Source organism: Xenorhabdus beddingii, from assembly GCF_002127545.1.
Classification (GTDB): domain Bacteria; phylum Pseudomonadota; class Gammaproteobacteria; order Enterobacterales; family Enterobacteriaceae; genus Xenorhabdus; species Xenorhabdus beddingii.
Genome location: NZ_MUBK01000021.1, coordinates 1 through 14,466, shown reverse-complemented (window position 1 = coordinate 14,466; position 14,466 = coordinate 1). Strand labels below are relative to the sequence as shown.

The 14,466-nt window shown below is 36.2% G+C and carries 15 protein-coding genes and 3 pseudogenes; 5 read left to right on the top strand and 13 right to left on the bottom strand.

What is annotated here, in order from left to right; translation table 11 throughout:
- Positions 1-189 precede the first annotated feature (189 nt).
- The 12 genes and pseudogenes from Xbed_RS12715 to cpxR form a co-directional block, all read right to left on the bottom strand.
- A pseudogene (locus tag Xbed_RS12715) lies at positions 190-672 on the bottom strand (ISAs1 family transposase); the annotation flags it as partial.
- 394 nt (positions 673-1,066) lie between these two features.
- Positions 1,067-2,113, bottom strand: coding sequence for a glycosyltransferase family 4 protein (locus tag Xbed_RS12710; protein WP_208612239.1), 1,047 nt, complete (start codon positions 2,111-2,113; stop codon positions 1,067-1,069).
- 143 nt (positions 2,114-2,256) lie between these two features.
- Entirely contained in the window at positions 2,257-3,477 is a 1,221-nt protein-coding gene (locus tag Xbed_RS12705; RefSeq protein WP_086113290.1) for a lipopolysaccharide biosynthesis protein, read from the bottom strand.
- Entirely contained in the window at positions 3,455-4,225 is a 771-nt protein-coding gene (locus Xbed_RS12700) for a galactosyltransferase-related protein (protein WP_086113289.1), read from the bottom strand. Before Xbed_RS12700 ends, Xbed_RS12705 begins: the two co-directional genes overlap by 23 nt.
- 10 nt (positions 4,226-4,235) lie before the next feature.
- Positions 4,236-5,318 carry a glycosyltransferase gene (locus Xbed_RS12695; protein ID WP_086113288.1) on the bottom strand — a complete coding sequence of 361 codons (1,083 nt, stop codon included), beginning with the start codon at positions 5,316-5,318 and terminating at the stop codon, positions 4,236-4,238.
- Positions 5,315-6,223, bottom strand: coding sequence for a glycosyltransferase family 2 protein (locus Xbed_RS12690; RefSeq protein ID WP_086113287.1), 909 nt, complete (start codon positions 6,221-6,223; stop codon positions 5,315-5,317). The genes Xbed_RS12695 and Xbed_RS12690 overlap by 4 nt, the downstream gene beginning before the upstream one ends.
- A gap of 20 nt (positions 6,224-6,243) precedes the next feature.
- Entirely contained in the window at positions 6,244-6,789 is a 546-nt protein-coding gene (rfbC, locus tag Xbed_RS12685; RefSeq protein ID WP_086113286.1) for a dTDP-4-dehydrorhamnose 3,5-epimerase, read from the bottom strand.
- 1 nt (position 6,790) lies between these two features.
- Positions 6,791-7,663 (bottom strand): glucose-1-phosphate thymidylyltransferase RfbA, encoded by an 873-nt coding sequence (gene rfbA / locus Xbed_RS12680; RefSeq protein WP_086113285.1) that lies wholly within the window; start codon positions 7,661-7,663, stop codon positions 6,791-6,793.
- Positions 7,664-7,703: 40 nt separating this feature from the next.
- A complete protein-coding gene (gene rfbD / locus Xbed_RS12675) occupies positions 7,704-8,594 on the bottom strand; it encodes a dTDP-4-dehydrorhamnose reductase (RefSeq protein ID WP_086113284.1) in 891 nt (296 codons plus the stop codon).
- Positions 8,591-9,679 (bottom strand): dTDP-glucose 4,6-dehydratase, encoded by a 1,089-nt coding sequence (gene rfbB, locus Xbed_RS12670; RefSeq protein WP_086113283.1) that lies wholly within the window; start codon positions 9,677-9,679, stop codon positions 8,591-8,593. Before rfbB ends, rfbD begins: the two co-directional genes overlap by 4 nt.
- Before the next feature lie 308 nt (positions 9,680-9,987).
- Positions 9,988-11,364: an envelope stress sensor histidine kinase CpxA gene (gene cpxA / locus Xbed_RS12665; protein ID WP_086113282.1), complete on the bottom strand. Its 1,377-nt coding sequence runs from the start codon at positions 11,362-11,364 to the stop codon at positions 9,988-9,990.
- Complete coding sequence (gene cpxR, locus Xbed_RS12660) at positions 11,361-12,053, bottom strand: envelope stress response regulator transcription factor CpxR (protein ID WP_086113281.1); 693 nt, start codon at positions 12,051-12,053, stop codon at positions 11,361-11,363. Before cpxR ends, cpxA begins: the two co-directional genes overlap by 4 nt.
- A 152-nt stretch (positions 12,054-12,205) precedes the next feature.
- Between cpxR and Xbed_RS12655 the strand changes: the two genes are divergently transcribed.
- From Xbed_RS12655 to Xbed_RS12635, 5 genes and pseudogenes are all read left to right on the top strand, one after another.
- Complete coding sequence (locus tag Xbed_RS12655; protein ID WP_086113280.1) at positions 12,206-12,709, top strand: Spy/CpxP family protein refolding chaperone; 504 nt, start codon at positions 12,206-12,208, stop codon at positions 12,707-12,709.
- 271 nt (positions 12,710-12,980) lie between these two features.
- On the top strand, positions 12,981-13,316 hold the full coding sequence (locus tag Xbed_RS12650) for a type II toxin-antitoxin system RelE/ParE family toxin (protein ID WP_086113279.1): 336 nt from the start codon (positions 12,981-12,983) through the stop codon (positions 13,314-13,316).
- A gap of 8 nt (positions 13,317-13,324) precedes the next feature.
- Positions 13,325-13,618 carry a helix-turn-helix domain-containing protein gene (locus tag Xbed_RS12645; protein ID WP_086113278.1) on the top strand — a complete coding sequence of 98 codons (294 nt, stop codon included), beginning with the start codon at positions 13,325-13,327 and terminating at the stop codon, positions 13,616-13,618.
- A 72-nt stretch (positions 13,619-13,690) separates the two neighbouring features.
- Positions 13,691-13,990: pseudogene (locus Xbed_RS12640) on the top strand (helix-turn-helix domain-containing protein).
- Positions 13,991-14,074: 84 nt separating this feature from the next.
- Positions 14,075-14,320, top strand: a complete 246-nt coding sequence (locus tag Xbed_RS12635) for a type II toxin-antitoxin system mRNA interferase toxin, RelE/StbE family (protein ID WP_086113356.1) — start codon at positions 14,075-14,077, stop codon at positions 14,318-14,320.
- Here Xbed_RS12635 and Xbed_RS19445 read toward each other — a convergent pair.
- A pseudogene (locus tag Xbed_RS19445) lies at positions 14,305-14,466 on the bottom strand (RNA-guided endonuclease InsQ/TnpB family protein); the annotation flags it as partial. The gene Xbed_RS12635 and the pseudogene Xbed_RS19445 overlap by 16 nt on opposite strands.

Sequence of the window (14,466 nt, the reverse complement as noted above, 5' to 3'; positions counted from 1 at the left end):
ATTTAAATTAGATCAATTATTTTACATAAAATCCAACTGAATTTACACCAAGGCGCTAGTATACTTTTATTAATATTTATCCTTAAAATATAAATTTTATTCTTTAACTCTATTGCCTTAAATAATTGTTCATCTGATTCCCTTTGATACTACCGACAATATAATCGCCTCCATTGTGACAATGGCCTAATCAAGTGCCAGTAATTCAATCAGTTGTCTGGCTGTCGGGCCTTCCTTACCTTTGCTCTCTGTTTCTTGTTTATATAAGGCAATCCCGGTTCCTTCGTCATAGGCGGTAACAACATGTAATGCCTCAATCAGGGTGCCTTTACACGCCCCTCTCATGGTTTTGCCATCAATGGCAATCAGGCTCTTGCCTTCCTTGAGCCGACGTTCGTTGATCCAGGAATAAAGCGCCTCCACTAAACATTCGCGGTCGATGGCTTTGATAATATTCGCAATACAATGGCGACGGGGAATGCCGTGAGTGAAGGACGTATAGGGTTTAAACCATTCAATCTGTTCTTCCCCGAACACCTGAATGGGTTTCCAGCCCGAAGCTCCACTTAAGATCGCAGAAAAGACTAAAAAATCACATCGATGAGATTATGTTTTTTTATTGATGTCGGAGCGAGGATCTTCTACCGTACTGATATAATTAAAAATACTCATGAGAGATAATCATTTTGGTTAGGGGGAAACATCTGAGCGATGATAAATTCAGTCAAGAGGATAATTGTGCACTATTTTTGTCAGTTGTCATGAATGTTTTTTAAAACTTAGCTCATTAATTTATTGTGGATAACCATTCTAAAAATATGGAATATTACCCTGATATTACACACGACATATAGAAAGGAAAAATTTGATACTTCGTACACGCTTAAAAACTAAATCGAAATATGATCGGTTATTCCAACTTGGAAGAAATGTATGATAAAGTGGTCGGGACTTTCACGGAGAGTGAATATTATCAATTATGAATGACTTAACTATTGGAAGTATGATCCGAAAAACCAAGCATTGTACATAAAGAACAAAGTATTGAATGACAGAAAGTAGAAAATTATTTTAGCAATACTCTTGAATAAATTGAATGTGTTCTTTTAGCTACCGTTTGAAAAGAGTTTTTTCTTAAAATAAATTCTCTTCCTTTGTTATTTGTGGATGGGAAATTCGAGATATAAAATATTTCCATAGAGTCGATGTTAAAACCGGTTATATTATTTTCTATCAATTCATCAGCTAATCCTCTCATGGAAGATACTATTGGAAAAACAGAATGAGCCATTGCTTCAAGAACAACATTAGGCATTCCTTCATATTTGGCTAAGTGTATTAAAAAATGAGATTTTCTGAAGTATTCTAAGGTTTTTTCGTGTGATAGTTCTCCAGTAAAAATAATGTTTTTTTCGGATAGGAGTAAACATTTTCTATAGTATTCATCATCAAATCCATCTAGTTGCGCATTGTTAGGACCTATAATATATAACTTATAACCATGAATAGATAGATTTTTCTTAAAAAATGAAATTCCTTCAAGTATTGATTTTCTTGGTATTATTGCTGAAACTATAATTGCCATTTTTTCTTTATAATTTGGAGAGGGAGATTCTGGTATATTGACTCCATTAGGTATGGTTACCAGTTTTTTTAATGGAAGATGCTGTGAATTCACTCTATATATTTGTTTAGTCAGTGTATTATTTATATCTATTAGTTTTAAGAGACTTTTCTTAATATAGCCATATTTACCATGTACTAGTGTGCTAAAATCATCGCTACCAAGTAATGTTGTCTTCCAATATATTTTTTTTCGGAATAGTTTGCAGATTATTAATAATGCAAAATCAGCACCATGAAAATGAACCAAATCTGGTTTATATTTAAATAAAATGAAAATGAATGTTATGCATCTCTTAATGAGAGATGGTTTTGTATTATGGATAATAAAGTTTTTTGATTTTTTAGTTTCGTTGTTTCTTCCTATACTAAAAAAGCGCTGTTCTATATCTGGATAATAATGTTTAAGATTTAGTGCAATATTTTTTGCTTGTTTTGATGCACCACTGAACCCAAAATAATTGTGAACGGAATGTAAAATTTTCATCATGTATATCCAATGCTTCATTATGATAACTTAAAATATTAATATGCTATCAGTGTAGAAGTGTTTTTAAAGTTATTATCTATTAGTAATAAGTCTTATATGTGGACAGTTATTCAATAACAGCTAATGGTTTTGTCGTTATTTTGTTAAAATATTTTATGGAATTTGTTTTTTTTACTTATATACATTGCATAAAATATAATAAATAGATTGAATAACATTCCTACAATTGAATACAAATAAATAAATCTGATGAATTCTATTGATAATACATAACATAAAATTACAGTGATTGCTCTTGTTAATAGAAGAAGTGAGTCATAATAGAAAAGCTCTTTGAATCTGGCATCTATTGTCATATATGATGTTGCAATAATGTTAGCGAAAGCCACTAGTAACCAAAATGAAAGCGCCGAGGCTATGTGGCCAGAGATTGACCACTCTTTTCCTGCATATAAAATAAAAAAGTCTTCACTCAAAATATTTATTAAAAAAATACCAATAACACTAAGAAATAATAAAATAAGAGAGCCATAAATTAATCGCTTATGAATAACTTCTTTATTGTTTTTGTTTTTATTTAATTCCCCCATGATAAATGGTCTAATAGCATTAGAGAAAAAAGTTATTGGTAGTTGGGTTAATCGGACGGCTAAGTTATAATATCCTAATAATATTAATCCGAATTGATAGGGTATAAATATAGTTGGTAATTCTGATGAAAAAGAATTAGCCAATGATTGGCTGGAGCTAAAAACAGCATCTTTAAAATCGAAAAAATCAACTCGTTTTGAAAAATGATATTTTAGATTGAAATGACAAAAAACTGCTACTATTAAAAGAGATAAAACTTGTGATAATAATAATCCTGTTATTAATCCAAGACTGGAATAACTGGAAAGACAAAATTGCCCAATTACCAGAATAACAGAACGAGTAATGTTAGATATAGTAATAACTCTATAATGCTGTTCTAAACTAAGAATTGAGCAATATATTTGGTAGGAAGAAAAAGAAAATAATAATGGGGCAATAAATAAGAATGCAGAACTAATATTAAATATGTTATATGAAATTATTGATGCTATAAGCACTAATGAACTTAAGGTTATTAAAATGAAAATTCCATTTGAGTAACATCTAATCCAATTTTTTCTATCTGTATATTTATAAATAAGTTGGTCATATCTACCTAAACCAATAACTCCTATAATGATAACAATTGAATTTATTATAGCTAGTATACCGAAATCTTGTGGTGAGTATTCACGAATTATGAATGGCATGCTAATAATAATTAATATTTGAGAGAGAGCATTTCCTCCAATTAATTCAAATAAAGTCTTAATTTTTTTTCTTAAAGTCATATTTGGCTTTCTCTATTAAATATAACATTGAGCTCTTCAAATGCCAGAAAAAGTGTTTAGAAAAAATATTTCTGTTTTTATGTTGTGCTAGATGAATTGCTAAAATATTAGGGTAATAAGTTAGGTTCAAGCCATTTATTTTTAATCTTAGACAAATATCAATATCCTCACAATACATAAAATATTTTGGATTAAATCCATTTGCTCTTTCAAATGCATCGACTCTAAATGCTAAAAAAGATCCGGCTGCCCAATCTACATTACATGGCGAGGCTATTTTTTCTTTTTCTATCTTAGTCTTATTTTTAAATCCAATAAAGCTAAATATAAAATCAGTTAATGTAGGAAAGCGTCTTATTGAATAATCGTGAAGTTGGTAATTATAATCTTTATATAAATTAATAGTAGAAAACATGACATTGTCATGGCTCATACTCGACACTAGTTTATTCATGGACTCTATTGTTATATCTACATCGGGGTTTAAAATTATAAAATAATCGTTTTCTCCCATTTCTAGATTTGACTTACAGTAATCAAATATAAGATTGTTATTTTCTCCAAACCCTAAAGGTTTGGTTGGGCCTAAATGAATGATATTATGTATATTACAGTAATCAGCAATGTCTTCTTCAGTATTTGATTTTAATATTACAGTAAATTTTTTTGATAAATTAGGTAAACAATTTATTTTCTTTATTATTTTTTCATGATTATGTGATACGATACTTATATATATTTTTTTCATTTTATGTTTTTTAAATAGTTGAGTTTTTACCTGATATAGTCATATAGAAATTGGAATGCTTGATTGCCATGATATTAGAGCTAAAATATTTATTAAAAAGATAGTTAGAGAATTGTTGGAACTGATGAGAATGTTGAGTAACAAAATTTATTTTTTTTACTAATTCGTTGATATTATCTGGAGTAAAAAGACCTACATGCTCGTCAGAAAAAAAATTATCGTATATTGGCAATTTTGAACAAATTAGAGGAATGTCAACAGATAAAGACTCAAGCATAGCTAATCCAAACCCTTCGGAATATGAGCATAAACAATATAAGTCTATATATTTATAATATTGTGATGATTGTTCATGAAATCCAGTAAAAATAACTCGATCAGATACATTTAATTTTTTTGCAAGATTTATCAAGTTTTCTTTCTCAGGGCCATCACCTATGAGTACGAAAGCATGCTGTTTAAGCTCGACAAGAGCTAAAAGTATTTGATGAAATCCTTTTCTTCGAATTAACAAACCGACAGAGCCAATAATTTTATATTGCTTTTTTTTAAGTTCTATAATCTTATCAATAAATGGTAAGTCGATATCATGAGAGAAATTGACTCTGTTAATTCCATAAGGAATTATTATCCCTTTGTGATTTTTGTTGTTTATATTATAATAATCCTCCATATTTTTTGATGAGTATATATGAAAGTCAAAATATCTTAAAGCATGTAGCCATATTGTAGAAATAACTTTCCCTTTTAATAGGCCATAATTAAATATCATGTCTTCTTTTATATAATTATGTAACCCACAGACAGTAATGCATTTATTTTCTGATATTGTTTTTTTATTTTTAATGACATATAAATCGGGTCTAAACATAGTTGAATGAACAATATCATAGAAGGAAAAATTTATCTTTTCCCAAAAGTTTATTCTTTGAACATCACAGGCAAAGTCAACTTCTACAATATCGTCAAAATAATATATTTTAACAAAGGAAACCATATTTACTAGTTGTGACACCAAATAGCGAGTGAATATAATTGGCCCTCTATTTGCTAGTGATGGCAAAATAAAAGCAACTTTAATATCTTTCTTCATTGAGATAGTTTCTTCTTATAAATTTGTAACATAAAGCGTCTATATATATATCTCAACTGGTAGCTTGATAATATTGCGGAAGATAATAAAAATAAACCTCCACGTATTTTGTTCCCTAACTTTAAATGATAAGTTCCTTTGAAATATAATTTTCTAGAGAATTGATATTGTTTTTCTTTTATATTATTAGAGGAAATCCTGGAGAGGTTTAAGTTGTCTAGTCTATGATTTTTATACGCTTTATATGTTAATTCGAAAGCCTTTATTTGTTTGAAACCATATGAATCGGCTGTATTTCCATTTCTGATTCTAACTTTATAAAGTGGATTAATTATATTGTGAATGACTAACCCATTGCTGACACATCTAAGGATGAAATCATAATCTTCTACTGGTGGAAACCTATAATTCCCAATTTTTTCATATATATTTTTTTTACACATCCAAATGTGTAATAAAGGAGTAGCCCACTGAAGAGTTTTAATGAGGTCTTTGTGTTTTTCTAATGGAATGTACTCACCTATTTCTTTTCCATTTTCATCTATTGTAATAGTTGAACTGCTAACTATATCTATAGATGGATTTTTAATAAGAAAATCATACATTATTTCTATTCGGTGAGGTAATGAAATATCATCTGCATCCATTCTAATTATGTACTTTCCGATTGATTTATTTAATGCGATGTTTAATGTATGTGCAATTCCTTGATTTTTATTATTTTGGAAAAGTTTTATTCGATTGTCTTTTCCTGAATATTCTTTACATATATTATATGTGTTATCAGTAGAGCAATCATCAACAATAATAATTTCAATGTCGTTGAATGTTTGTTTTATGATACTATCTAGTGCTTCGGCTACATATTTTTCTACATTATATGCTGGAATTAATACACTAATCATGAGGATGTCTATGTGTTTATTTAGATGGTTATTTCATTAAGAGAGGTAGTTACAGTTTTATCTTTCTCTGATAAAATAGGAGAAGCTTCTAATGGCCAGTTTATTGATAATCCATTATCGTTCCAGCAGATTGATATTTCACTTTTTGGAGTGTAATAGTTTGTTGTTTTATAAAGAATTTCTGCGTAGTCGCTTATTACTAGAAAACCATGAGCAAACCCTTCAGGTATCCATAGCTGGCGCTTATTTTCAGCCGATAGATTTACTCCAATCCATTTACCAAAGGTAGGCGAGTCTCTTCTAATATCAACAGCTACATCGAATACCTCACCAACAATACAACGAACTAGTTTACCTTGGGCATATGGTGCTTTTTGAAAATGTAAGCCCCTTAGAACCCCCTTTGTCGATTTTGAATGGTTATCTTGTACAAAATTTACTGGATAACCAACTATCTCTTCAAAGACTTTTTGATTAAAACTTTCGAAGAAAAACCCACGATTATCTCCAAATACTTTTGGCTCAAAAATTAATACATCTGGAATTTCGGTTTTTATTGCATGCATTTTATTTTCCGTGAATTATTTTTAATAAATATTTACCATAAGTATTTTTTGATAAAGGTTCAGCTAGTTTTATTACTTGGTTCTTGTCAATAAAGCCTTGTCTGTAAGCAATTTCTTCAGGGCAAGAAACTTTTAATCCTTGGCGTTCTTCTATTGTTTGAATAAAGTTACTGGCACTAATTAAACTTTCATGTGTTCCGGTATCTAGCCAAGCATAACCTCGTCCCATCATAGCAACTGACAGTTTATTAAGTTCGAGATATATTCTATTTACGTCTGTTATTTCTAATTCACCTCGATCTGAGGGTTTTAAATTTTTAGCGATATCAATGACGTCGTTGTCATAAAAGTATAGTCCAGTTACTGCATAGTTACTTTTAGGGTTGAGAGGTTTTTCTTCTAATGATATAGCTTGATTATTCTTGTCGAATTCAACGACACCATAGCGTTCTGGGTCATTGACATGATAGGCAAATACAGTTGCCCCATTTTCTTTTTGGGTTGCATTTTCTAGCTGATTTGGTAAATCATGCCCATAAAAAATGTTATCACCTAATACCAGCGCACAGCTATTATTTCCTATAAACTCTTCACCCAAGATAAAAGCTTGAGCCAAACCATCTGGACTAGGCTGAACTTTGTATTGTAAATTTATTCCCCACTGACTACCATCACCCAAAAGTTGTTGAAAGCGGGGTGTATCTTGTGGTGTACTGATAATTAGAATATCTCGTATTCCTGCCAACATTAATGTACTCAGAGGGTAATAAATCATTGGCTTGTCATAAATGGGTAACAATTGTTTGCTGACGGCCATTGTTACAGGATAGAGACGAGTACCCGAACCACCTGCTAATATAATTCCTTTGCGCATATTTCTACACTTTTAAAATTTAGTTAAATTGAATTTTGGGCTATTTGATGGTTGTTTCATCTATCATTCTAATTATTCCTATTTTCCAGTCTGGTAGTTTTAATCCAAACGTTTTCTCAAATTTATTTGTATTAAGACGGGAATTATGTGGACGCTTAGCTGGTAATGGATATTCTGTTGTGGCAATAGGAATAATATTTTCAATCGTTAGGTCTATTTGAAGTTTTTGAGCTTCGTCAAATACAAGTTTGGCATATTCGTACCATGTTGTTGTACCTGATGCTGTAAGATGATATAGACCTGCTACATGAGAATCTTGTAACGCAACACGTATTGCATGTGCAGTACAATCAGCAAGAAGTTCTGCACTGGTCGGTGCCCCAAATTGGTCGTTAATGACTGAAAGTTGGCTATGTTTTTTTCCCAAAGTCAGCATAGTCTTGGCAAAGTTAGAACCTTTATTTGCGTATACCCAACTAGTTCTAAAAATTAAGTATTTATTGCAATTTTTGATAATTGCATTTTCACCTACTAGTTTGGTTCTACCATAAGTACTTAGTGGTTCTGGAATATCATTTTCCTGCCAAGCTTTCTCACCGCTACCATTAAATACATAATCTGTAGAGTAGTGAATTAACCAAGCTCCGATGTTTTGTGCTGTTTTAGCTAAAATGGCCACGCTATCGGCATTAACTTTTTGGGCAGAGTCTTTATCACTTTCAGCTTTATCTACAGCAGTGTAGGCTGCTGCATTAACGATGATATTAGGGTTAATTTGGTGGATGGTATTAGATAATTTTTCTGGTTCAAGGAAGTCTGCATGATATTCTGTGGAATTAGAACTAAGAGCAATAACTTCTCCCAATGGTGCTAGAGCTCTCTGGAGTTCCCAGCCAACCTGACCATTTTTTCCAAAAAGTAAAATTCTCATTGCAGACGTTCCTGATAATTTTTTTCTATCCAGTCTTGATAAGAACCATCTTTTATGTTGTTGACCCATTCTTTATTGTTTAGATACCACTCAACAGTTTTCTTAATGCCTGATTCAAATGTTTCAAGTGGTATCCAATCTAATTCAGATTTAATTTTGGTTGCATCAATAGCATAGCGACGATCATGCCCAGGTCGATCAGCAACAAAGGTAATTTGTTCTTGGTAAGAAACTTCTTTAGGAACTAATTCATCCAAAATTTGGCAGATTTTCTCGACAACGTCGAGATTCGTTTTTTCGTTATGCCCGCCAATATTATAGGTTTCGCCATTCTTACCTGTGCTAACAACTAAATGCAATGCTCTGGCATGATCTTCAACATATAACCAGTCCCGGATTTGATCTCCTTTACCATAGATGGGTAAGGGTTTTCCTTCTAACGCATTCAGAATAACAAGAGGGATCAGTTTTTCAGGAAAATGGTAAGGCCCATAATTGTTAGAGCAGTTGGTCACTATTGTTGGTAGCCCATAAGTTCTGTGCCAGGCTCTGACTAAATGGTCGCTGGATGCTTTTGATGCTGAGTACGGGCTGCTTGGTGCGTAGGCTGTTTTTTCAGTAAATAAAGGGAGAGGAGAACTATCTGAGAATTGATCTGGGTGAGGTAAATCACCATAGACTTCATCCGTTGAAATATGGTGAAAAATGAATTTGTTTTTTTTGCCTTCTGGTAATTGTTGCCAATAATTTCTTGTGGCTTCTAGAAGGGTGTAAGTACCAATAATATTGGTTTCAATAAAATCACTGGGGCCACTGATTGAGCGGTCTACGTGGCTTTCTGCCGCTAAATGCATAATAGCATCAGGCTGGTATTGCTCTAATATGCTATCTAGCTTGTTGCGATCACAGATATCTGCTTTTTCAAAAAAATAACGCGGGCTGTTGTCAATTTCTTTGAGTGATTCTAAATTGCCTGCATAAGTGAGTTTATCAATATTAATAACGCTATCATTAGTATGATTGATAACATGTCGAATTAATGCAGAGCCAATGAAACCTGCCCCACCAGTAACCAGAATTTTCATTTTTGAGTTTTCAGTTGATTTTGAAGATTGATGCAGGATTGGAAAGGAAATTATATGACATATATATTCTTATGCTTAATCAAAGCTACCGCACTAGGTTACGGCTCCCAGAGTGCCTGTCATACGTAACAAATTTCACTTATCCAATTAATATAAAAGGATTTTTTCGGCTAACAAAAACTATCATATCCATGATTTGTGTTAAGCAGCGACGAGGTTAGACCCTCGACGCTTTTAGGTCAAGTATAATAGCGTTTTTTCTTTGATTATTGCCTGTCGTAACTGACTAATCTTAAACTGAAAGCCAGCTATCTCCCATGTATCGGCAACCAAATGACCAACCGTAAACCACCCAAAGGGCTATCTTCTGCTTTTACCCAACCACGGTGCTGGCTCACTGCCGTCTCAACAATCGCTAATCCCAATCCTGTTCCTCCGGATTCTCTATCCCGCGCTTCATCTGTCCGATAAAACGGGCGGAATATATTCTCCCTGTCTTCAGGGCTGACGCCCGGGCCATCGTCATCAACCGTAATGGTCACGCCTTGGTTATCTGCCTTGAACGCTACTGCGATATGGTTGCTGGAGTAACGCAGGGCGTTGCGGACGATGTTTTCCAGTGCGCTGCCGAGGGATGCCGGATTACAGTAAATCATCCAGTTTCCGGGAGGAGAAACGATATCCAGCGTCTTGTGCATCTGCTCGACTTCGAATTTGGCATTGTCGAGGATGTCATGCCATATATCGTAGGCTTTGATATTCTCGCGCAGTAATTCGTTTTTATGTTGATTACGGGAAAGGACCAGCAGGTCGTTAATCATGCCATCCAAACGCTGGGTCTCTGTCTCTATGCGTTCCAGTTCCTTACTTTCACCGTGACGCCGGCGCAGTAGGGCGGTCGCCAATTGTAAGCGGGTCAGTGGCGTGCGCAGTTCATGGGAGATATCGGAAATCAGCCGTTGTTGGGCGGTGACCATGGTTTCCAGTGCATTAATCATCTGGTTGAAGCTACTGCCTGCGGCTAAAAATTCTTGTGGACCGGATTCCAGTTCAGGGTGTTGCCGTAAGTTTCCTTTCGCGACTTCATCTGCCGCATTTTTTAATTTACGGGCGGGTTTTGCCAAACTCCATGCCAGCCATAATAGCAATGGGGCGCTGATTAACATGGTGGCTGCCGGCAGTAAAAATGGCCGGTCAAACATTAAGTTAATAAAGTCAGATTGTGGGCTACCTGCGGGCCTGACAAGGTAGAGTTGGTAGTGGTCCCCGCCATCGCGGATAGAAAAAGGGCCGAGTATTTCGGAACGGCCATACTTTTTCTTTTTAGGATGATCTGAATTATCGGATTGCCCGATAAAGTTGCGGACAACTTGTACCTGACGAGCGGGTGTATCAATGTCAATGATACGCCCTTCGCTGGTGACAAGGAGCAAACGTTGTCCCGGTGGCGTTAACCGGACGATAGCGCGATCCAGCCTCAGCCACCAGAATAGGTCGTTGGCTGGATAGCGAATTAATTCTTCTTCTAATTGCTTTGCCAGATTTTTTCCCTGTTGATACTCACTGTCCAGAAGTGGAGTTAATTGCCGTGAATCCAGTTTGGGGGCCATTAAGGCCACCATCAGGACAAGAGCAAGTGTGAGCCAGAAAATTGCGAATATACGGGCTGTCAGGCTATTGATCATTTTACTGAAACCATTAAGTATCCACGGCCACGTAATGTCTTGAACCACGGGAGATCGTCAGTTCGGTCCGGTAATTTACGGCGTAGATTGGAAATGTGCATATCAATGGCCCGATCAAAAGGTGTTAAGCGTTTCCCTAAGACTTCCTGGCTTAAATGTTCACGGGAGACAACTTGCCCCAAGTGTTGCGCCAGTAAATACAGCAGAGTGAATTCTGTACCGGTGAGATCTAAAATTGTACCGTCAAAACTGGCTTCCTGACGCCCCGGGTTGAGTTGTAGTTTATCGATCTCAAGGATGGGTGTCCCGATATCGGCTTGTTGTTCGCTCCAGTTGGAACGACGTAAAATTGCACGTATGCGGGCAACCAGCTCGCGATCATTAAAAGGTTTAGGGAGATAGTCATCAGCACCCAGTTCTAGTCCCAAAACGCGGTCTAAATCGCTGCCACGCGCTGTTAACATGATAACGGGGGTCTGATGGTATTGCCGTAGCTCTTTCAGCGTTTCAATGCCGTTTTTGCGGGGCATCATGATGTCCAGCAATAACAGGTCAATTGAAGAATCAATATATTGTAAGGCTTGCTCGCCATCGTGGGCGATAACAACATTGAATCCTTCCATTTCGAGCAGTTCTTTTAATAGCGATGTCAGCTCGCGGTCATCATCAACTAATAAGATTTTATGCATTAATTCTTCCTCCAAGAGCAAAATACGATAACAAACTTTGCTATTCCATGACTTTACGTTCTTTTACATGCTCTGACGCTAGTTTGCAGCCGCAGGGTTATAGTTATCCGCACTGAATCGAATGGTTCTGTTCGAGAAAGCGGGGAATTTTAATGCGTAACATAGCAATATTGGCTTTAGCGTCAATGGCTGTTCTTGGAACAACAGTGACCTTAGCTGAAACGGCTGATACGGATAATGCTTCTGAGGCTGCAAGTTCCCCGCCTTATTGTATGCCACATAATGGTCATCATAGGGATTTTAGTCATTATCGCAGTGATGAACATAACTACAACTATAGTTATGTCTTTGGTGGAATAACACTAACTGAACAGCAACGCCAGCAGATGTGGGATTTAGTGAAAAGGCAGCATCTGCATGAACAATCGCTGATTGATATGCAAGTTGAGCGTCAAAAGATGTACAGGCTTTTGACCGCCAAGGATTTTGATGAAGCTGCGGTTCGGTCGCAGCTTGAAAAAATAGCAAAAAAGAATGTTGAGATGGGTGTGGAAATCGCACAGATTCGGCACCAAATGTACCAATTGCTAACCCCGGAGCAGAAAGCGCTATTAGAGAAACGTGATGAACAGCGTAAGGCCCGAGGAATGAACTAGATTTTTTGTCAGTACTTTTTTTACTAATACTTTGATGAACAGTAGCATCAACAACGGTTTTCCTTGCCATAGACACCATCCCTGTCTTTCAGCCCCCTTGAGGGGCTTTTTTTTTTAAAAAAAAAAGCCATTAGAAAAATTCTAAACCCGCTTTCAAGGCGGATTTATTGCTATGTGCTAATGGTAGAGATTATTAGCCTTAAAGCTAATTTAGCTCTTGTGCTAATTTAGCTTTAAGGCTATCTTTTGAGTGTTAAGAGGGGATTGCCGAATGTTTGAAATTAAGTTTCATGATGCTTTTAAGGAAGAATTAAAATCACTGCCCGACTCGCTGGAACTGCGTATGGTCGCGTTAATTAAGCGATTAAGGGAAAACCCAACTAGCCTGAGAGAGCCGCATTCAAAACCGATAGAGGGATATAAAGGGCTGTTTGAGCTGAGGGCAAAAGCCAAAGACGGAATAGCCAGAAGTTTTTTTTGTTATGCTGCAGGGAAGAAAATCTATCTGTTACGATGCTTTGTAAAAAAAACTAATGCCACTCCCCTGAATGAACTCAGGATAGCGATTGCGCGAAGAAATGAACTGACAGAGTCATCCAGAGATTAAGAGGAAATATGATGCGTGATGATTTAGATCTCTACATTGAAGAAAGAACAGAAGAAAACCCCCGGTTTAAAGCCGCGTTAGCGGAAGAAGAGAAAGATCTTGAATTAGCGATTGAGATGCAGAATATGCTGGCTGAATGGCGGAAAAATGCCGGGCTGACCAGCGCTCAAGTTGCTGAAAAAATGGGAATTAAACCACCAACTGTATCAAAAATAGAAAGAAATATCGTTAAGGCATCCATCGATACACTCAGTCGTTATGCGCGCGCCTGTGGTGTTAACGATATCAATATATCCTTATAGCTGCCTTTTTTTTCTAAAAGGCGGGTTAGAGTTTTTTTGATCCTTAGTGGTGTGCAATCGGGAGAAATAATTATGTCTAATTATCGAAAATTGTTAGCGCAAGAAAGCCCGGAAATGCAGACACGCGTTGAAAAGCGAGTTGAACAGGCCAGCATCAAACTGGCCCTTAGTTAGTTACGTGATGAATTAGATATGTCACAGGCGGAGCTTGCAGCGGCTATGGGTGTTCAACAGCCTTCTATTGCTCGAATGGAAAATACCGACCACGATCCGCGCCTTTCAACACTCAAACGATATGTGGCAGCCTTGGGAGGAGAGTTAAGTATTGATGTGACACTTCCAACCGGTAAGCGTGTGGCATTTCATCTATGATTAAGGGGGTCAAAAAGAAACGTGACGTTAATTGCAGAAAGCCCCTCGAAGTTTTCGAAGGGCTTCTCAGATGTCAATGTGGTCATGGTGTGGACATCATTTGAAGTTACTGGCTTGCGGGATTGGTTGGAAAGTGTAGGAGCCGCACTACCAATATTGAACCCTCGCCAACGCGATCATGATTTGAGTGATAATTGGTCAGAGTATAGGGAATGCCATATTAAACCGGATTTGTTGCTGATTTACCGCAAGCCTGATAGTAATACATTCTTTGACATCCTCCCCGCCCTAAAGGACGGAGATCCCTACAGCGTTCAGACCGGAACCTGACTCGCCTCGGTGGGTTCCTGCTTCAACGGGCGGCCTGACTGCACCCTCCCTCCCTCCACAGGCAAGCACGACATGTCCTGCCGCTAAAATGTTACGTGCACCGTTGATATCGGCATTGGCGCTATATCCGCATACCTGACACACGA

Coding starts and splice junctions, on each gene's coding strand:
- Xbed_RS12710 (WP_208612239.1), bottom strand. CDS start 2,113: ATGATGAAAATTTTACATTCCGTTCACAATTATTTTGGGTTCAGTGGT.
- Xbed_RS12705 (WP_086113290.1), bottom strand. CDS start 3,477: ATGACTTTAAGAAAAAAAATTAAGACTTTATTTGAATTAATTGGAGGA.
- Xbed_RS12700 (WP_086113289.1), bottom strand. CDS start 4,225: ATGAAAAAAATATATATAAGTATCGTATCACATAATCATGAAAAAATA.
- Xbed_RS12695 (WP_086113288.1), bottom strand. CDS start 5,318: ATGAAGAAAGATATTAAAGTTGCTTTTATTTTGCCATCACTAGCAAAT.
- Xbed_RS12690 (WP_086113287.1), bottom strand. CDS start 6,223: ATGATTAGTGTATTAATTCCAGCATATAATGTAGAAAAATATGTAGCC.
- rfbC (WP_086113286.1), bottom strand. CDS start 6,789: ATGCATGCAATAAAAACCGAAATTCCAGATGTATTAATTTTTGAGCCA.
- rfbA (WP_086113285.1), bottom strand. CDS start 7,663: ATGCGCAAAGGAATTATATTAGCAGGTGGTTCGGGTACTCGTCTCTAT.
- rfbD (WP_086113284.1), bottom strand. CDS start 8,594: ATGAGAATTTTACTTTTTGGAAAAAATGGTCAGGTTGGCTGGGAACTC.
- rfbB (WP_086113283.1), bottom strand. CDS start 9,679: ATGAAAATTCTGGTTACTGGTGGGGCAGGTTTCATTGGCTCTGCATTA.
- cpxA (WP_086113282.1), bottom strand. CDS start 11,364: ATGATCAATAGCCTGACAGCCCGTATATTCGCAATTTTCTGGCTCACA.
- cpxR (WP_086113281.1), bottom strand. CDS start 12,053: ATGCATAAAATCTTATTAGTTGATGATGACCGCGAGCTGACATCGCTA.
- Xbed_RS12655 (WP_086113280.1), top strand. CDS start 12,206: ATGCGTAACATAGCAATATTGGCTTTAGCGTCAATGGCTGTTCTTGGA.
- Xbed_RS12650 (WP_086113279.1), top strand. CDS start 12,981: ATGTTTGAAATTAAGTTTCATGATGCTTTTAAGGAAGAATTAAAATCA.
- Xbed_RS12645 (WP_086113278.1), top strand. CDS start 13,325: ATGATGCGTGATGATTTAGATCTCTACATTGAAGAAAGAACAGAAGAA.
- Xbed_RS12635 (WP_086113356.1), top strand. CDS start 14,075: ATGGTGTGGACATCATTTGAAGTTACTGGCTTGCGGGATTGGTTGGAA.